Genomic DNA, 19,014 nt, shown 5'->3' on the forward strand with positions numbered 1-19,014 from the left:
TCATCCAAAGCCAAAACAATTTAAATCTTTTTTCCTTATTGTAGTATTGATCCAAATTGTTTAGCTTTTATTGATTTATAACAATAATTTGACATTTTGGATTCAAATTAATCACTAATTTTGCAACCGAATGAACGTTCGATTGATGCAGACAAATGAAAAAATTGCAGCTGTCTTTGCTGCCACACTTAAACTGATACACACAAACGGTTTCCACGGGACGCCAATGAGTAAGATCGCACAGGAATCCGATGTAGCGATAGGAACTATCTACCACTATTTTCCCTCTAAAGATGATTTGATCTTTGCGCTGTTCAAACATTGCCGGTCAATCTTGAACGATTACATATTTGATGGGATAAAAGAAGACTTTGATTATAAAGCTTCTTTTTTTCATGTGTGGCGCAACTTTGTTCAGTTCTATTTAGAAAATGGACGGATCTTCAGTTTTTTTGAACAGTTTTTTTCCTCACCTTATTACGAGAAGAATAAAGCTGAGATACAGGAACCTGTCGGTGGCCAAAACAAAGTACTCGACTTTTTGCAAGAAGGCATTGACAAAAAAATTTTAAAACAAGTAAATGTTCACCTACTGGTGGCTAGTTATATCGGAGTGGCTTTGTCCACAGTACATAGCATCAAATTCAAAGATCTTCACTTCTCCGAACAGAATATGAAGGAGCTGATGGAAATAATTTGGGATGGCGCTGTCAATAGAAATAAAATAATTAATGAGATATATGAAGTTTAATAAAATCGTTTATTCCTTAGCGACCCTGTCGCTGTTGAGTAATACAGGATTTGCACAACAGCAATCTGAAAACTTGCCGCCAAATGCGACGCTTCAGCAGCTGATAGATTATGCACTACGCAATCAAATTTCTGTAAAACAGGCACAATTGGATGAAGCCATCGGTGAAAAGGATATCGATATCTCCCTCTCGGGCTGGTACCCACAATTAGGTTTGAAAGGAAGCTACAACTACAATGTGATTGTCCCTGTGGTCAATATCGGTGGAAATAATATCAAAATGGGGCAGAATAATGCCAGTGCATTGACGCTACAAGCCGATCAGCAATTGTTGAATCCCGAATTGATACAGGCAAAAAAGGCTGCCTCATTAGTTCGCTTAGGCAACAAGCAAAACACCGAAAGCAAAAAAATAAATGCGGTTGTGGAAGTCAGCAAAGCTTATTATGACATCCTAACAACAGAGGAAATGATTAAAATTGTCCGCGAAAATATTGCTAGGCTCCAAAAGCAGCTGAAAGACGCAAAATCGCAATATGATGTTGGAGTGGTTGACAAAACGGATTTTAAAAGAGCGCAGATCGCTTTGGCCAATTCCAACGCAGACGAAAAACGTAATGTCGAATTACGAAAATATAAATATGAATACCTGAAACAGCTGCTAGCATTGGATAAAGGCCAAAATCTTACTTTATCATTCAGTAACAGTAACATGGAATCCGAAATTTTATTGGATACCACAGCTGCTGTGAGTGTTTCCAATCGGATCGAATTCCAACAATTGGAAACATCGAAAAAGATTCAACAATTGAACACGCAATATTTTAAATGGACCTATTTACCTAGCATAAGTGCCTTTTATAACTACGCATTCAATTATCGGAATGATAAATTCAGTAAACTCTATAACGACAATTTTCCGGGTTCTGTCGCAGGTTTGAATCTCTCTTTTTCTATTTTCGACGGATTCAAACGAAAAAAACAAGTCAATAAATCCAGGTTGCAGGAGGAACGTATTGACTGGGATATCAAGAATCTGGAAAACAGTATCAATACGGAGTATGCCTTATCAAAAGCCACATACAATGCTAATCTAAATGATTGGAAAACGGCAAAAGAGAATGTAGAATTGTCCAAAGAGGTTTATGAAACAATCAAATTGCAATACGATGAGGGAATCACAAAATACCTGGATTTAATGACGGCTGAAAATGATCTCAAAATAACGCAATTCAATTATCTGAGTGCGCTCTATGCATTGCTATCAAGTAAATTGGATGTTCAAAAAGCAGTTGGGGCAATCCAAACTAATTAATCAATTCAAACGGAAACTAATACAAATCATGAATAAAAGACAATTATTATTCGCTTTCTTCCTTGGGACGGCTTTAGTATGGACCTCTTGTGGAAATAAAGATGCAAAAAAGCAAGGTGCAGCACAGGCTCAAGCCGAGAAGGTTGTTCCTGTTACCTTTGGCGCAGCATCACATGAGACTGTTACGGGAACCATAAGTTACCCAGCAACAGTCAAACCGTTGAACGAAGCAGACCTATTTGCAGAAGTAAGCGGTTATATTACCAAAATATATGTTTCAGACGGTGCCGTGGTCTCTAAAGGTCAAGCCTTATATGAGATTGACGGGACACGTTATAATGCAGCGGTACAACAGGCCAAAGCAAGTCTTCAAATCGCACAGACAGACCTTGACCGTCAAAAAAGAGATTTAGCGCGTTACCAAACATTAGCGGACAAAGATGCGATCGCTAAACAGGTTTATGATAATGCCGTTTCAAATGTTGCTTCTTCGCAAGCACAGGTAGAATCTGCACGCGCTGCATTGGTAACAGCCAATACAAACCTGTCCCGTTCTACGATTCGTGCGCCATTCTCCGGAACCATTGGTATATCACAGGTACGCTTAGGTGCTTTGGTCAATCCTGGTACTACGCTATTGAATACATTATCCTCAACAAGTCCGATTGCCATTGAGTTTCAGGTCAACGAAAAAGATATCAGCAAGTTTGCTCAAATGCAGAGCAGCCATGCTTCTTCGGACCTTTCGCTTTTATTACCGGACGGAAGTACCTATGAAGGTAAAGGAAGCATAACGACCATTGACCGTGCTGTTGATCCAGCGACAGGAACAATTAAAATACGGGCTACATTCCCGAACAATGCCAATGCGTTAAGAGCGGGCATGAATATTACCATGAATGTATCCACCACATCGGCAACTGAAGAAATCGTTGTCCCTTACAAAGCAGTCTTCGAGCAATTGGGTGTGTTCAATTTATATGCCGTTAACGATAGCAGCAAAGCTGAAATCCGTCAGGTAAAATTGGGTATTAAAGCCGGTGATAAAATCGTTATCAAAGAGGGTGTCAAAGACGGTGAGAAAATCGTTGTTGATGGAGCCATGAATGTCCAAAATGGTGTTAAAGTTGTCGATGCTGCCACTGCTGCCCAACAAGCTGCAAAAGGCGCTCCGAAAGGAAAATAACAGCATTAATTTTTAAAGAGAATCTAAAAGATATAGAATGATTTCAGAAGTATTTATTAAGAGGCCAGTTACCGCAATCGTTATTTCGATATTGATTTCAATCATCGGAGTTATTGCTGTATCTACGTTGCCAATTAGCCAGTACCCTTCTATTGCACCTCCAACCGTAACAGTTACAGCAAACTATACGGGCGCAGATGCACAGACGGTTGAGCAGACCGTGACAACTCTGATCGAGAGTCAGATCAATGGTACACCTGGCATGATTTATATGTCGTCAAATAGTACTTCAAATGGTCAAGCAACAATTACTGTCACATTTGAAGTAGGTACCGACATCGATATCGCAACCCTAGACGTCCAAAACCGCGTCGGGATTGCAGAACCTGCCCTTCCAGAAGCTGTTAGACGTTTGGGGATCACTACCCGTAAAGCCAACAACGATATCTTGATGTTGGTGGCTTTAACATCACCCAAAGGAACCAGAGATGAAAATTTTCTGGCCAATTACAACAACTTGTACGTCAAAGATGCGTTATTGCGTGTCAAAGGTGTCGGTGATGTAACGGCCTTCGGTCAACCTTTCTCCATGCGTGTATGGTTAGATGCCAACAAATTGGCTAATCTAAGCATGACACCTGCAGATGTTTCCGCAGCTATTGCCGAACAAAATACCCGTATACCGGGAGGTAGTGTCGGAGCACGCCCACAAGAGTCTTCGACCGTATTTGAATATCCTATTATTACGGATAGTGACCTTTCTAATCCGGAGGACTTTGAAAATATTGTCGTAAAGACCAATAAAGATGGATCCATTGTACTTTTAAAGAATGTCGCACGCGTAGAACTGGGACAATTTAGTTATGGAACTTCTTCCAAAGTAAATGGAATGACCTCATCTGCGATGATGATCAACCAGACACCGGGTGGAAACGCCGTTGAATCTGCAGAAGGTATTGTTGCTGCCCTGGAAAAATTAAAGCAATCCTTTCCAACGGACGTTGATTACACCATCAGTTACGAGACCGTTTCTGTAGTAAATGCATCCATTTCTTCGGTAATCCATACCCTGGTGGAAGCATTACTTTTGGTAACCTTTGTGGTATTCTTCTTCTTACAAAGCTGGAGAGCAACATTAATCCCTGTTCTAGCGATTCCAGTGTCGATTATTGGTACATTCATCTTCTTCCTGATGTTTGGTTTCTCAGTCAACAACCTGACGATGCTTGCCTTTGTACTGGCCATCGGTATTGTGGTGGATGACGCCATCGTTGTGGTGGAAGCGGTACAGCACTATATTGACCACTATAAACTAGATGCAAAAGAAGCGACCCGTCGCGCAATGGGTGATATTACTGCGCCGGTTATCGCGATTGCCTTGATCTTGGCCGCGGTATTCGTTCCAGTAGGATTTATTCCGGGGATGGTGGGTAAACTGTATCAACAATTTGCGATTACCATTGCCGTATCGGTTATGTTATCCGCATTTATTGCCCTCTCCCTGACACCTGCGCTATGTTCAATTTTATTGAAACCAACAGCTGTACACGAAGGTGCAAAAGGATTGAACAAGTTCTTCTACAAATTCAACGTTTGGTTTGAGAAAGTGACGATCAAGTACTCACGCGGTGTAAAACAAGCCATCAAAAAGGCGCCGCTTGTATTGATTATCCTTTTATGTATCTTTATCGGTACAGGTTATATGTTTACCACCAAGCCAACAGGATTTATTCCTTCTGAAGACGGTGGTGCATTCTTCGCTGGTGTCACTTTACCTGAGGGTTCATCTTCTGCCCGTACCAATGAAGTATTAAAAGAGATCGAGGACGATTTACACAAGACCTTCCCTGAAATCAAATACGTTACAGCCATCTCGGGTATCAATATTTTGAACCGTGCCTTCAAATCAAATGGTGCAACGCTATTCGTCTCCCTAAAACCGTGGGAAACACGTACACGTACCGCAAACGATATCGCTGGCATGATCATGGGTAAATACATGGCTTATACGAAAGCTCGCGTATTGGCAGTAACGCCACCGGCAATCCCAGGTTTGGGTACTTCCGGCGGTTTCTCCCTACAAATTCAAGATTTACAAACAGTAAATATCAAAGATTTTGAAGCCACTGTAGGTAAATTTCTTATGGCGGCCAACCAACGTCCTGAAATTGGAATGGCCTATACCATGTTTAACACCAATTCGCCAAACTACAAATTGGAAGTAAATCGTGAACAGGCAAAACGTATGGGCGTACCGATCTCAAGTATCTATTCGACAATATCGGCCTATTTAGGAAGTAGCTATGTCAATGACTTTACGAAATATGGCCGTAGCTACCGTGTCGTTACACAAGCCGATATCCCCTACCGGATGAACATTGAAGACATCAACAAGCTGTATGTCAACAATACGATGGGCAATCCAGTGCCGATGGGTACCTTGGTGAAGTATGAGCTAATAACAATGCCTTCAATCATCAACCACTACAATATTTTTAGAAGTATCGAGATCAATGGTAGTTCTGCCCCAGGATATTCTTCTGGAGATGCGCTGAAAGCTTTGCAAGAAGTTGCGGCGCAGACATTACCAGAAGGATTTGACTATCAGTTCTCAGGTCTTTCATTACAAGAGATGCAGTCCGGATCGAAGACCGTTCAGATCTTTGCTTTATGTATCTTATTTGTATTCTTGCTGTTGGCAGCGTTGTATGAAAGCTGGTCTGTTCCATTCTCTATCCTCCTATCGGTTCCTTTAGGGGTATTTGGAGCAATCTTGACCTTAACGTTGATACCGTCTTTAGATAATAATATCTATGCACAAATCGGTCTGGTAACCATCATTGGTCTTGCGGCCAAGAATGCGATCCTAATTGTGGAATTTGCCAAAGAACGGGTTGATATCGGGATGAATCTCTATGAAGCGACATTAGACGCTGTAAAATTGCGTTTACGTCCGATTATCATGACCTCTTTTGCATTCATCCTGGGTATTATTCCATTGATGTTATCACACGGTGCTGGTGCCATATCTCGCCAAACAATCGGTTGGACGGTATTCGGTGGTATGACTGCGGCAACACTGTTGGCAATTTTTATCGTACCGGTTCTATTCGTTGTGATCACACGAATGGCTTACGGTAAGAAAAAATTGGCTGAATTAGAAGCTAATTTTGATGAAGAAAAAGCGAAGAACTTAAGTGCACATTAAGCAAATAAAATTTGCAGTATGCGCTAAGAACGGACTATATACCATAAGACGCCTTTCCTTCTGACGAAGGAAAGGCGTCTTTCTTTTGGCTCATCCAATTATAATTTTTAATTTTACCACACACTATTAAATAGATATGTCACCTGAATCACAACGTAAATTTGAACAGCTAAATCTTCTTGCCGAATCCTATGATGCCCTACTATTTGACGTCGACGGTACTTTGGCCGACAACATGGATGCCCATAAACAAGCGTATAAAGCTGCCGCCGAACAATATGGTGTCACTTTGGATGTCACTCTTATTGACGAAACGGCCGGCTGGCCTACGGTCGCTGTTGCAGAGGAAATCAGTAAACGCTATGGCGTAGATTTCAATTATCAAGAATTCTCAACATTGAAGTCCACCATATTTCGGGACGAATATGTCTTTAAAACAAAGCCGGTAGATTATGTTGTTGAACATTTAAAATATCAAAAGGGTAAAAAACATATTGCTGCTGTCTCAGGAGGCACAAGAACAACCTTGTCGATGACTCTGACAACCATAGGTGTATGGGATGACCTGGAAACATTGGTGTGTGCCGGTGATACAGCAGAAGGTAAACCCTCGCCGCAACCGTTCTTACTCGCTGCTTCACAGTTGAATATTGCTCCAGAAAAATGTTTAGTCTATGAAGATGGAGTTCCGGGGGTAGAAGGTGCAAAAGCCGCCGGAATGGGCTGGGTTCGTGTAGACGAGCTATAATCGATCAAATAAAGACGCTACAAAAAGCCCCCGAATTTTCTATCGAGGGCTTTTCTTTTATTCCTGCGCTCCCTCCTTTCAGACTGTTCAATTCTGGAAGGGGTTCGCGTCTACTTTTTGCATAGCTTCTTTCTAAACTAAAAGCTAGTGATAATTTTCACACCACCATTACTGTAATTCAGATCAGACGATCTTAAACCACCAACCGGTATTTTATAATAGGGTTCCACAGAAATGGAAAGTTTTCCTACTTTCTGTTTTCTTCCGACCGAGAAATTCACAAAACCATTTACACCTTTATCATCCACATTCTTTTCGGTGGATTTTTGCTTATATTCTGTATTGTTGGTTTCGTAAATGGTCGCGCGTTCCTGATCCAGTAAACCAACATAAGAAACCCCAACAGAGGTATAAAAATTCTTAGTGATTGCATAGCGAACATCAACCGGAATATCCACCGTCAAAATTTTACCGGAGACACGTTCGTTGCTTTTGGCATCTTTTGCATCGGCTAAACCCTTTGCAAAAGCATTACTCAAACCATTGGGTTGCGAAAGATAACTTGGTGCGTTCATTTCAAAAGAATTGGAAGCCATCGCCGGTGTAATGGGTGTATTTCCCGAAACAGCGCCATAGTGTTGGATAGAAGCACCTGAACGAATGCTGACCTTACTCGAAACATTATAGGCCAGGGCAACTCCTCCACCAAGAGTAATACTTTCAGAAGTGGAAGCTGGAGACACAAATGCGCCCATTTCCCATTTTCTATCGAGATCATTGTTGCTTTTTAACATCACACTACTCTTCTGGTTTCCCTGTTGTCCAGCATATAGTGCCGCAAGACGTGCAGCCTCACGTTGGATCTGTGTAGAAGAAACAGCTGTATTTGAGTTCGTTGATATCACATTTGAATGTGTTGCTGTGGCAACCTTAGTCCCTGTCGTGATATCTGTCGAAGCAGTAACTGTAGGGTCATCCAAATTGATCTGTGCGGATAGTGTACTATTTCGCAGTTGCATGGCCTGCCCACCCAAAGCGGCTAAATTATTTGATACACTGATATTATTTCCACGTACTGCCTTTCCACCAAATAGCACAAACTGTTGTTGCTGACTGTTATCGGCAGGTTGGCTTTCCACTTTCGAATACGTAAACGGTCTATCCCGCAATAGCTCTTGCGCACTTAGCCCCTGCTCGGCAGTAACATCAGACAATGAGCGTTGAATAGATTCTTTTAAATCTTTATTATACGCGAGAACCTCGCTATTTTTATCATTTTGCGTTAAAACTGCAGAAGACGGAGCTACCGAAGAATTATTTTTCAAACCCCAATACCCCACACCAAAACATAAAAGTACCGCGGCAGCCGCGCTCCAATATTTCCAGGCGGAAGAAGGCGGGGCTGCTACCCCATGCTTTGATGCAAACTTTTCCCAGGAGCCTTCACGATATGGTAGCTCATGGTCTTTTAATTGCCCAATGATTTCTTCTATCAATTCTTTTTTCTTATTGCCTTCCATTGTAACAACAATATTTATCTTATTTCTTGAACTACACCTGTATAGTCCAAGTATAATTTTCTCAGTTTTTGTTTTGCCCTTGTCAGATAAGTACGCGAAGTACTATCCGGTATATTTAGCATCTGGGCAATTTCATCATGTGAATACCCTTCTATTTCATAGAGATTAAAAATAGTTTTTTGAATTTCGGGAAGCTGATCCAACAGACTCAGAATTTCATTCACTTCTAAGCGGCTGTCCAATTGAACCGACGGTGTGTGCATATCCCCTTCAGCCATATCTTCCACGGAATACATTTGTTTTTTACCCCTCAAAAAATCAATAGAGATATTGGCCGCGATTCGACCGATCCAGGCCCTAAATGACTTTTCAAGGTTCTCTGCATCGATATCCATATTAAAGGATTCCAACTTTCGAAAGATCCGGACAAAGCTCTCATTCACAAGTTCCTCGGCATCCACATCCTGTTTGACATAGCGGATAATGATTGCCATGAGGTAGCCATAATATTTTTTATAGACGAAAGCCTTTCCGTCCTCACGATTTCGCAAGCAACGCTCCAGGGCATCATGTAAAGATGATAGCTTCTTGTTATAAAAATATGACTGAATAATTCCCACTTAAACTATTTTAATATTAAGCTTCAAATAACGAAAATAAAATTATAAAACTTAAAATCAAATAGTCGAATGTCCCCGCTTAATATCACTATTTAACTATTTTTATTCTCCTAACGGTTCCGGTTTATATTTCGCTACACTGCTTTCAAAAAAATGAATAAAAAGAATTGAAAAAAATGGCTATTTTTGCATGATTTTCACATTTTAAATATTATTCAGACCGAATGAGTACTGTATTATCCGAACAGGAACAACTTAGAAGACAGGCGATGCAATCGTTGTTGGATATGGGAATCGAGCCTTTTCCAGCAAATGAATTTGTCGTCAACGCACACGCTGCCGATATTTTAGAAAACTACGATAGAGATAAATTGAATTATAAGAACATTACCATTGCCGGACGTATCATGAGCCGTCGTGTTATGGGAAGTGCTTCATTTTTTGAAATTCAAGATTCTACCGGACGTATCCAGGCCTATATCAAGCGTGATGACGTATGTCCTGATGAAAATAAAGATCTCTATAATGTCGTTTTCAAGAAACTATTGGATATTGGCGATATTGTAGGTGTCAGAGGATATGTTTTCACAACGCAAACCGAAGCTATCGCAATACACGTTGAAGAACTTACCGTATTATCCAAATCTTTGCGCCCGCTTCCAATCGTTAAATCTGCAGAAGGAAAAACTTTCGATGCGTTTACGGATCCGGAGCAACGTTACAGAATGCGTTATGTGGACTTGATCGTGAACCCTGCCAATAAAGAAATATTTGTAAAACGTACCAAGCTTTTCAATGCCATGCGTCAATTCTTTAATGATGCTGGTTATATGGAAGTGGAGACACCTGTTTTGCAGTCTATCCCCGGTGGTGCCACTGCACGTCCATTTATCACACACCATAATGCACTGGATATTCCTTTATATCTTCGTATCGCCAATGAACTTTATCTAAAAAGATTGATCGTGGGTGGTTTTGACGGTGTGTATGAGTTTTCAAAGAACTTCCGCAACGAAGGAATGGACCGTACCCATAATCCCGAATTTACGGCAATGGAAATCTATGTAGCCTACAAAGACTACAATTGGATGATGGATTTTACAGAACGCCTTTTGGAATATTGTGCTGTGGCAGTCAATGGTACCACTGAAGCAACTTTTGGTGAGCATAAAATTGATTTCAGAGCGCCATATAAGCGTATTTCCATGACCGATTCCATCAAAGAATTTACAGGATTTGATATCACAGGCAAAACCGAAGATGAAATTCGTGTTGCTGCGAAAGGCATGGGAATCGACGTCAACGAAACAATGGGTAAAGGCAAGCTAATCGACGAAATTTTCGGTGCCAAATGTGAAGGGAACTATATCCAACCAACATTCATTACGGATTATCCAAAAGAAATGTCACCATTGACAAAGAAACATAGAGACAATCCGGATTTAACAGAACGTTTCGAGTTAATGGTCTGTGGAAAAGAGATTGCCAATGCTTACTCGGAATTGAATGACCCGATTGATCAACGCGAACGCTTTGAGGATCAATTACGTCTTTCAGAGAAAGGTGACGATGAAGCGATGTTTATCGACCAGGATTTCTTGCGTTCATTAGAATATGGTATGCCTCCTACTTCTGGTTTGGGAATAGGTATGGATCGCCTGATTATGTTCCTGACAAATAATGCTTCTATTCAAGAAGTATTGTTCTTCCCACAAATGCGTCCAGAGAAAGTAGCAAAAGTTGCTGATGTGAAAGACTATGAAGAGCAAGGCATTCCAGCGGAATGGGTACCAGCTCTACAAAAAATGGGTTTTACAACCATTGAAGCATTAAAAGAAGCCAATCCGAATAAAGTTTTCAATGATCTGGGTGGTATGCGTAAAAAGCTAAAACTAGAGATAGCGATGCCGAGCAAAGAGGATGTACTTGCTTGGTTTAACTAACCGACTACAGCATATAAAAGGCGTGTCTGAAAAAATCGGATACGCTTTTTTTATAAAATCCTTACCCAAGAAAGGGTACACTAAATTGCAAACATTTTCTATATTTACGTATCTTGAAATAAAAATTGCTTTAGCGTATGAAGAGCATACTTGCCCTTGATGGCGGTGGTATTCGGGGAATTATTCCGGCTATGATACTTGTGGCTTTGGAGGAGAAATTACAGAAAAAAACAATGGATACCAATGCACGTATCGCCTCCTATTTTGATTTTATTGCCGGTACAAGCAGTGGTGGGATTCTGACAAGCATCCTACTATTCCCGGAAGAGGGAAATCCCACGCACCCAAAGTTTTCAGCACGCGACGCCCTAAACCTATTTGTCAATCACGGGACAGAAATCTTTCACACCTCAAAATGGCGACGTTTTCTGGGCGGATTTGGTCTGGTCAGTGAATTGTATTCCTCAGTTGCCTTATCCAATGTGCTGGACAAATATTTTCAGAATGCACGGCTAAGTCATCTCATCAAGCCATGTATTATCACGGCTTACAATATCGAGCTCCGTAAAAATCATTTTTTCAGACAGCAAAAAGCCATTACACATGGCGAAGCGCGCGATTTTTATCTAAAGGACGTATGTAAGGCAACCTCAGCGGCTCCGACCTTCTTTCCTGTTGCTGAAATATATTCGATATCAAACACCAGATACCCGCTCATAGATGGTGGTGTATTCGCGCAAAACCCCTCGATCTGTGGTTTGCTGGAAGTCCTAAAAGCTTTCAATAGTACACAGATCAATGATGTATTTATGGTATCCTTGGGTACCGGCGTTTCAAAGACAGCATATAATTACGAACACTTCAAGAAAAAACTTGCGATCCAGATTGGCCCCGCCCTAGTCGATATTATGACAAGTGCTTCTTCTGAAAGTACCGAATTTTTTATTAAGCAATTGTTCAGGAACAATGGCAAACAGCAGAATTATATCCGCCTGGAACCGGCAAACCTGTCCAGTATCAATGCTTCCCTAGATGCTGCCTCACCAAATAATATACAGAAACTCATATCCCTATCCGATAAGCTGATCAGCGAACATGAGGATACGCTGGATTATATCATCGAACACCTCATCAAAGAAAAGAATCAGAATAAGAAGAAAAATCCATGGAGCCAGTTGATGGATAAATTCTAAAAGGTTACTTTTACGCATATTTAAATCTATTATGGCATTAAACTACGTTTGGGTTGCATTTTTTTTAATCACATTTGCCGTAGCCCTAGTAAAACTTATCTTCTTCGGAGACACCGAAATTTTCCAACAAATTGTCAACTCGATCTTTGACAGTGCTAAAAACGGAGCCGAAATCTCCTTAGGACTGATAGGAATGATGAGTTTCGCTCTAGGGATCATGAAAATTGGTGAAAAAGGTGGTATGATCAATATCTTCGCAAAAATCGTAGGTCCTTTCTTCCATAAATTATTTCCTGAAGTCCCTAAAAACCACCCTGCTCTTGGATCTATCCTAATGAATTTTTCCGCCAATGCACTTGGCTTGGATAATGCAGCTACCCCTTTGGGACTTAAAGCAATGAAGGAGCTTCAGGAACTCAATCCCAATAAGGACACAGCAACAAATGCACAGATTATGTTTATTGTACTCAATGCATCCAGTCTGACCTTATTGCCGATTTCGATTATGGCTTACCGCAAGGAAGCAGGTGCACCAGATCCTTCGGATGTCTTTCTTCCGATTTTGATTGCAACATTCTTTTCCACCTTGGTCGCATTGATTCTTGTAGCCATCTATCAGAAAATAAATCTATTCAACCGGGTAGTTTTGGGCTATTTAGGTGCCATGTGTTTATTTATCGGTGGATTGCTTTACTATTTTTCAGGTTTACAGCAATCTGAAATTGAAGTCTTCAGCAAGGTATTTGGTAATGTAATCTTGTTTAGTTTATTCACTTCGTTTATCGGATTGGCGCTGTTCCGCAAAGTCAACGTTTACGATTCCTTTATTGAGGGTGCCAAAGAAGGTTTTGAAGTTTCTGTCAAGATTATCCCCTATCTGGTAGCTATGTTGGTCGGTATTGCTGTCTTTAGAGCTTCCGGAACGATGGATTATATGGTTGCTGGGATATCCAAAGGTATTGCTCTATGTGGTTTAGATACGTCTTTTGTAGATGCTCTTCCTGTTGCATTTATGAAACCGCTTAGCGGCTCGGGTGCCCGAGGACTAATGGTCGATCTGATGAATGCCAAAGGTCCGATGGATTTTGCTGCCCGCGTTGCCTGTGTGATCCAGGGTTCTACAGAGACAACATTTTATGTACTAGCAGTCTACTTTGGTGCCGTGGGTATAAAACGGACAAGACATGCCCTACCTTGCGCTCTTTTGGCTGAATTGGCTGGTGTGGTAGCGGCGATTATTATCTCTTATATCTTTTTCAAATAGTGTTTATTGTCAGCTATTAGTTGAAAAAACAATAGCAAATAAACACTTAAATGAATTAAACCGGGAGACAAGTAAAGTAGATAAATAATGATCTATGTGTATTCAATCAGTTAAGGATCGCTTCAAAGCATTTGAATGCATAGACAAATGAATAAATAATTAGAGACGAATGAAAAAAACAATCGCACTGATCGCCCATGATGGCAAGAAACCAGAAATGGTTGCCTTTGTCAAAGACCACCAAGATTTGTTGGAACATGCTAATATCATCGCAACGGGAACAACGGGTTCCTATGTGCGGCAAACCGGATTACCTGTGGAGCTAAAATTAAGTGGCCCTATGGGCGGTGATGCACAGATCGCTGCATTGGCCGCTGAAGGTAAAGTGGATGGTATTATCTTCTTCCGTGATCCGCTCGGCAAGCATGCGCATGAACCCGACATTCAGATGTTAATGCGAGTATGCGACCTCTATAATGTTCCATTGGCAACAAATCCTGCTACTGGAAGCTTAATTATCGAAGGATTATTGGAAGATCTCGTTGACTAACAAAAAACTATTTTATTCAAGATGACGGAAAATGAAGTTATTGTCACCATAGGTGAAACTCCCTATACAACAACTGTACAATATGGCAAACACCAGATTATTGTCGATGAACCGGAAGATTTAGGGGGTCAGGATCAAGGGATAAGCCCTACACCGCTTTTACTTTCTTCTTTAGGCACATGTAAAGCTGTCACAGTAAAAATGTATGCTGATCGAAAAAACTGGCCCCTAGAAGAAGTTATGATCCGTCTTTCACACGAAATCCAGACCAGTGAACAGCAGCAGACGACCTATATACAATGTCACATTAGCTTCAAAGGCGATTTGGACGACGAACAAAAAAAGAGGTTATTTAAGATCGCTGAAAAATGTCCGGTGCATAAAATCTTAACTAATCCTATTGTAATAACTTCAAATCATTTGTAATTGTTTCTTGGGATAACGGACAACACTATTTATATTTGTCCGCACAAAAAATCTTCGTATAACAATCCATGCTAGTGAGGCAAAAGGATGCCGAAGGTTCTAATAGGCCTTTGAATCGAGCGGAAAGCTCAGTTTTGAAAGAATAAGCAGGAATCAAGAATACATACACGTTCAATAAAAATAGCAAACCGATGCAATTGGATCCACAAATAGCAATAGACTCTCCTTTTAGATCAATAAAACGGGAAGACTGGAAAAATCTAAATGGAAAAATATTGCACAACTTCAGTTCTGAAGATCTTGAAAATCTACATGCACTCAATGAGCCATTGACAAATCAGGAGATCGAAGAAGTTTACGTTCCTTTGAGCCATTTGCTAGAAATCCACATTGACCGTTTCCAAAGCCTTCATCAACGGACAAATCGCTTCTTCGGTAAAGAAGAGAGCAAATTGCCCTATATTATCGGCATTGCCGGATCTGTGGCGGTAGGAAAAAGTACAACAGCAAGAGTATTGCAACGGGTACTGAGTATGTTGCCTTCCAAACCAAAAGTAGATCTGGTGACAACAGATGGCTTCCTCTACCCCAATCAACAGCTGATCGAAAAAGGTATCCTCAACCGCAAAGGATTTCCGGAAAGCTATGATGCCAAACGGTTGATCCATTTCCTCTCTGCCGTCAAGTCTGGAGCCCCTAAGATTACTGTTCCGGTTTATAGCCACTTGGTTTACGATGTCCTGCCAGACGACCAACAGCAAATCATTGAACAACCGGATATCCTGATTGTCGAAGGTATTAACGTATTACAGGTTAACTCACAACGCCCACGTAAAGGCCATAGTGTATTCGTTTCCGACTTCTTCGATTATTCTATCTATGTACATGCCAGTGAGAAAAACCTCATCGAATGGTATACCAATAGGTTTGAATCCTTGCGCGCGACAGCCTTTCAGAATCCGGCTTCATTTTTCCATAAATATGCGGATATGTCACCTGAGGAGAGTCATGCCATGGCCGTGAACATCTGGAATGAGATCAACAAGCCCAATCTGATCAAGAATATCTTACCGACCCGTTACCGTGCCGATCTTATCCTAGAGAAAGGCAGCCACCACTTTGTCAAGAATGTGAAGGTCAGAAAGATCTAACTGAGCCGTCCCTTAAATTGAAGCACTTCATTCAGGATCTTGCTCTGCACCTGTTGGTGAATCCGATTGCTCGAAGATATGGTGCTGACTTCAACTTTGTATTTCACAAAGTCTTTGGCCAGGTCAGCTATTTTCACCGAGAAGCCCTGTCCGTGGTCTAAATTGGGATTATTCTGAAATAAAGGCTTAAAATATTGCTCCAACTCCTCCACAGCTGCCGCATGATCAACCGGCAACTCGAATTTCACAACTATTTTATTGGATTTCTGTGAGGTCTTGTTGACCAAAGTCGCGGTAAATACCAGGTTATTCGGAATCATCACAGCATCATCATCCTCGTCCCGGACAACTAGATTGGCCAAGGTAATATCAACAATTTTGCCCTGATACTCCCCGATTTTAATGCGATCACCGACAGAAAACTGATCCGAAAACATAATGATCAGACCCGATATCATATTTGTAATATATTCTCTAAAAATAACGGCAATGGCCATGGCAACGATCGTCATACTGGTGATAAAATCCTTCGGATTGATACCAACAGCAATCATCACACTTACAATAATAAAAAATACATTTCCTACGGTCGCCACCCGTGTGATGCCGAGCACGAAATTACCGCGCACAACCTGATGTTCATTTCTACTATTATAAAGTTTGACCAAAATAAAATGACCGATCGAAATCAGTACGCTGGCCGTCAGAAAAGTATTCAGTCCGTATGCAATATCCCGTATGCTATCTTTCTGTTTATAAAAAGCTTCAAACTGCACAAATGAAGCCGTCAGCGCAATAAGTAGTATGATCCGTACAATAAAAGAAATTGAAATAGATTTCGTCATTTTTAAACGTTGATGATTTGCAAATAAAAACAAATTTATCGTTTTCTCCACTGTCACCAAAGATTTTTTTGCGGCATGACGGAACTAAAAATGTTGCATAGCTAAACAATTTTACTTTACGTAAAAAGCATTATCAGGAAATACCTATCTTTGCCTAAAGACATTACATGCTATTAAATGAAGGAATCCAACGTGCAAACTGAACTCAACGTCACCGGAATGCATTGTACAAATTGTGCTATTTCAATCCATAAATACCTAGAAGACAACGGCGCTAAGGAGATTTACGTTGATTTCGCTTCAGATGAAGTAAAGTTTTCCGATATTCCGCAGGATCAGGTTCCACAGCTTGTTAAAGGCATCGAGTCATTGGGGTACAAAGTCATCAAGGACAAAGATGCCAGAGTAAGCTTCTGGAAATCAGTTGAGTTTAAATTTCTGATCTGTCTGCTCTTTACGATTCCACTCTGGAGTCACATGTTTGTGGATCTCCCCTTGCTTCATGACTCCTATATACAACTGGCTTTATGTGCGCCTGTCTATCTTGTTGGCTGTCTTTACTTTGGCAATAGTGCACTACGCTCGCTATGGAATAAAATGCCTAACATGGATGTGCTTATCTTTGTGGGTTCCACTGCAGCATTTGTCTATAGCGCTATTGGTACGTACTATAATCTGGGGCACGATTATCAATTTTACGAAACCTGTGCAACCATCATTACCTTGGTTTTTATGGGGAATGTACTTGAAAAACGTGCTGTTACCAAAACCACATCTGCGATCAAAGATCTAGTTAAATATCAAGACATTAAGGCGATTAAAATCCTCGACGATCAGGAGATTGAAATTACCGCTAAAGAGATTAAATCCGGAGATATCCTCAAAGTAAATACGGGAAGTCTGATTCCAGCAGATGGTGACATCCTGGATGGACATGGCTGGATAGACGAATCAATGATCACGGGCGAGAGCATGCCCATTGAAAAAACAAAATATGAAGCTGTCATTGGCGGGACACTGCTGACTGCCGGCAATATCAGAATCACGGCAACCAAAGTAGGTTCAAAAAGCGTGTTGTATCAGATCATTCAATTGATAAAAGACGCGCAGAGCAAAAAACCACCTATCCAAAAATTTGGTGATAAAGTAGCGGCCTATTTTGTGCCTATTGTTGTCACAATCGCCTTTTTCACCTTTTTTATTGCTTACTTTATTGCCCAGTTGCCCTTGCAGCAAGCCTTGATGAATGCCATTGCGACACTTGTTGTGTCTTGCCCCTGTGCAATGGGCCTGGCTACACCAACAGCAGTGATGGTAGGTCTCGGTCGGGCGGCCAAGCAAGGTATCCTCATCAAGGGTGGAAGCACAATTGAAGAGTTATCCGAACTCAAACAGATGGTCTTTGATAAGACAGGGACACTGACAACGGGCGATTTTAACATCAAGGCCATTCAGACCTTTGGTATCGAGCAATCTCAGGTCGAATCCATTATTGCACAACTGGAAAGCTACTCCAGTCATCCGATTGCCCAATCTATCCGTAAGCAGTTGAAGGAAATAAAGTCCTATCGTATTATTTTCAAGGAAGTCAATGAAATTAAAGGACAAGGAATATTTGCTACGGACACGAATGGGAACAGCTATTCCATCTGTAATGCCAAAATCGGCAAGAAGGATTATTCCAATCGATACGACCTGTCGCTGACGATTAATGAAGTTGTCATTGCAGGTATCGTTTTGGAAGATCAGATCAAGCCCTATGCAAAAGAGCTTATTCAGTATCTAAAAGATAAAGGGATCAGACCTATTCTATTAAGTGGTGACAGACAGAGTAAATGTGAACGGGCAGCACAAAAGCTTGGCATAGCTGACGTCTACTGGGAAAAATCGCCCAGCGAAAAACTGGCGATCCTATCTGAGCTCAAAAAGGCTGCTCCTACTGCGATGGTTGGTGATGGCATCAACGATGCTCCTGCCCTTACGGCAGCTGATGTCGGTATTTCTCTCGGTGACGCAACACATGTGGCCATTCAATCTGCGAAAGTAATCCTATTAAACAATGATTTGAAATCAATTGAAAAGCTGCTACAGATAGGGCATCACACCCTCCTGACCATCAAACAAAACCTCTTTTGGGCATTTGCGTATAACATCATTGCGATTCCATTAGCAGCTGTGGGGTTTCTGGGTCCCATGCTCGCAGCGTTGAGTATGGCCTTCTCCGATCTTATTGTGATCGGCAACTCGATCCGCCTACGCTTTAAAAAAATGAAATAAAAACAATACGGCATCAG

General features: G+C 41.1%; 15 protein-coding genes. 12 read left to right on the top strand and 3 right to left on the bottom strand.

All coding sequences use genetic code 11. The annotated features are described in order from the left end of the window. Positions 1 to 130: 130 nt before the first annotated feature. From OGI71_RS08050 to OGI71_RS08070, 5 genes are all read left to right on the top strand, one after another. Complete coding sequence (locus tag OGI71_RS08050; RefSeq protein WP_282254877.1) at positions 131 to 751, top strand: TetR/AcrR family transcriptional regulator; 621 nt, start codon at positions 131 to 133, stop codon at positions 749 to 751. Continuing rightward, entirely contained in the window at positions 741 to 2,066 is a 1,326-nt protein-coding gene (locus tag OGI71_RS08055) for a TolC family protein (protein ID WP_259178837.1), read from the top strand. The genes OGI71_RS08050 and OGI71_RS08055 overlap by 11 nt, the downstream gene beginning before the upstream one ends. Before the next feature lie 28 nt (positions 2,067 to 2,094). Further along, complete coding sequence (locus OGI71_RS08060) at positions 2,095 to 3,252, top strand: efflux RND transporter periplasmic adaptor subunit (protein WP_259178835.1); 1,158 nt, start codon at positions 2,095 to 2,097, stop codon at positions 3,250 to 3,252. A gap of 37 nt (positions 3,253 to 3,289) precedes the next feature. Continuing rightward, positions 3,290 to 6,460 (top strand): multidrug efflux RND transporter permease subunit, encoded by a 3,171-nt coding sequence (locus tag OGI71_RS08065; protein ID WP_282254879.1) that lies wholly within the window; start codon positions 3,290 to 3,292, stop codon positions 6,458 to 6,460. 136 nt (positions 6,461 to 6,596) lie between these two features. Beyond that, on the top strand, positions 6,597 to 7,208 hold the full coding sequence (locus OGI71_RS08070; RefSeq protein ID WP_282254880.1) for an HAD family phosphatase: 612 nt from the start codon (positions 6,597 to 6,599) through the stop codon (positions 7,206 to 7,208). 137 nt (positions 7,209 to 7,345) lie between these two features. On the opposite strand, the gene OGI71_RS08075 is transcribed toward OGI71_RS08070, so the two are convergent. Continuing rightward, positions 7,346 to 8,728, bottom strand: coding sequence for a hypothetical protein (locus tag OGI71_RS08075; RefSeq protein WP_282254881.1), 1,383 nt, complete (start codon positions 8,726 to 8,728; stop codon positions 7,346 to 7,348). 14 nt (positions 8,729 to 8,742) lie between these two features. Beyond that, entirely contained in the window at positions 8,743 to 9,348 is a 606-nt protein-coding gene (locus tag OGI71_RS08080; RefSeq protein ID WP_223580031.1) for an RNA polymerase sigma factor, read from the bottom strand. Between the two features lie 224 nt (positions 9,349 to 9,572). Between OGI71_RS08080 and lysS the strand changes: the two genes are divergently transcribed. From lysS to coaA, 6 genes are all read left to right on the top strand, one after another. After that, on the top strand, positions 9,573 to 11,291 hold the full coding sequence (gene lysS / locus OGI71_RS08085) for a lysine--tRNA ligase (RefSeq protein ID WP_282254882.1): 1,719 nt from the start codon (positions 9,573 to 9,575) through the stop codon (positions 11,289 to 11,291). Between the two features lie 137 nt (positions 11,292 to 11,428). Beyond that, on the top strand, positions 11,429 to 12,484 hold the full coding sequence (locus OGI71_RS08090) for a patatin-like phospholipase family protein (protein ID WP_282254883.1): 1,056 nt from the start codon (positions 11,429 to 11,431) through the stop codon (positions 12,482 to 12,484). Positions 12,485 to 12,515: 31 nt separating this feature from the next. Then, on the top strand, positions 12,516 to 13,748 hold the full coding sequence (locus tag OGI71_RS08095) for a spore maturation protein (protein ID WP_259178819.1): 1,233 nt from the start codon (positions 12,516 to 12,518) through the stop codon (positions 13,746 to 13,748). Between the two features lie 169 nt (positions 13,749 to 13,917). Then, positions 13,918 to 14,298 (top strand): methylglyoxal synthase, encoded by a 381-nt coding sequence (locus OGI71_RS08100; protein ID WP_120257954.1) that lies wholly within the window; start codon positions 13,918 to 13,920, stop codon positions 14,296 to 14,298. A gap of 21 nt (positions 14,299 to 14,319) precedes the next feature. Then, the gene (locus OGI71_RS08105) at positions 14,320 to 14,724 is read left to right on the top strand and encodes an OsmC family protein (RefSeq protein WP_282254884.1); all 405 of its coding nucleotides are present in this window, start codon (positions 14,320 to 14,322) and stop codon (positions 14,722 to 14,724) included. 191 nt (positions 14,725 to 14,915) lie between these two features. After that, the gene (gene coaA, locus OGI71_RS08110; RefSeq protein ID WP_259178816.1) at positions 14,916 to 15,875 is read left to right on the top strand and encodes a type I pantothenate kinase; all 960 of its coding nucleotides are present in this window, start codon (positions 14,916 to 14,918) and stop codon (positions 15,873 to 15,875) included. Here coaA and OGI71_RS08115 read toward each other — a convergent pair. After that, positions 15,872 to 16,720 carry a mechanosensitive ion channel domain-containing protein gene (locus OGI71_RS08115; RefSeq protein WP_282254885.1) on the bottom strand — a complete coding sequence of 283 codons (849 nt, stop codon included), beginning with the start codon at positions 16,718 to 16,720 and terminating at the stop codon, positions 15,872 to 15,874. The genes coaA and OGI71_RS08115 overlap by 4 nt on opposite strands. Before the next feature lie 177 nt (positions 16,721 to 16,897). On the opposite strand from OGI71_RS08115, the gene OGI71_RS08120 reads away from it, so the two are divergent. Beyond that, positions 16,898 to 18,997, top strand: a complete 2,100-nt coding sequence (locus tag OGI71_RS08120) for a cation-translocating P-type ATPase (RefSeq protein WP_282254886.1) — start codon at positions 16,898 to 16,900, stop codon at positions 18,995 to 18,997. Positions 18,998 to 19,014 lie beyond the last annotated feature (17 nt).

Origin of the sequence: Sphingobacterium sp. ML3W (genome assembly GCF_029542085.1) — a bacterium.
GTDB lineage: Bacteria > Bacteroidota > Bacteroidia > Sphingobacteriales > Sphingobacteriaceae > Sphingobacterium.

What these genes read in the sequence shown, in the direction of transcription:
- OGI71_RS08065 (WP_282254879.1), top strand. Translation starts at nt 3,290, where the DNA reads ATGATTTCAGAAGTATTTATTAAGAGGCCAGTTACCGCAATCGTTATT.
- coaA (WP_259178816.1), top strand. Translation starts at nt 14,916, where the DNA reads ATGCAATTGGATCCACAAATAGCAATAGACTCTCCTTTTAGATCAATA.
- lysS (WP_282254882.1), top strand. Translation starts at nt 9,573, where the DNA reads ATGAGTACTGTATTATCCGAACAGGAACAACTTAGAAGACAGGCGATG.
- OGI71_RS08055 (WP_259178837.1), top strand. Translation starts at nt 741, where the DNA reads ATGAAGTTTAATAAAATCGTTTATTCCTTAGCGACCCTGTCGCTGTTG.
- OGI71_RS08075 (WP_282254881.1), bottom strand. Translation starts at nt 8,728, where the DNA reads ATGGAAGGCAATAAGAAAAAAGAATTGATAGAAGAAATCATTGGGCAA.
- OGI71_RS08090 (WP_282254883.1), top strand. Translation starts at nt 11,429, where the DNA reads ATGAAGAGCATACTTGCCCTTGATGGCGGTGGTATTCGGGGAATTATT.
- OGI71_RS08050 (WP_282254877.1), top strand. Translation starts at nt 131, where the DNA reads ATGAACGTTCGATTGATGCAGACAAATGAAAAAATTGCAGCTGTCTTT.
- OGI71_RS08120 (WP_282254886.1), top strand. Translation starts at nt 16,898, where the DNA reads ATGAAGGAATCCAACGTGCAAACTGAACTCAACGTCACCGGAATGCAT.
- OGI71_RS08115 (WP_282254885.1), bottom strand. Translation starts at nt 16,720, where the DNA reads ATGACGAAATCTATTTCAATTTCTTTTATTGTACGGATCATACTACTT.
- OGI71_RS08100 (WP_120257954.1), top strand. Translation starts at nt 13,918, where the DNA reads ATGAAAAAAACAATCGCACTGATCGCCCATGATGGCAAGAAACCAGAA.
- OGI71_RS08095 (WP_259178819.1), top strand. Translation starts at nt 12,516, where the DNA reads ATGGCATTAAACTACGTTTGGGTTGCATTTTTTTTAATCACATTTGCC.
- OGI71_RS08105 (WP_282254884.1), top strand. Translation starts at nt 14,320, where the DNA reads ATGACGGAAAATGAAGTTATTGTCACCATAGGTGAAACTCCCTATACA.
- OGI71_RS08070 (WP_282254880.1), top strand. Translation starts at nt 6,597, where the DNA reads ATGTCACCTGAATCACAACGTAAATTTGAACAGCTAAATCTTCTTGCC.
- OGI71_RS08060 (WP_259178835.1), top strand. Translation starts at nt 2,095, where the DNA reads ATGAATAAAAGACAATTATTATTCGCTTTCTTCCTTGGGACGGCTTTA.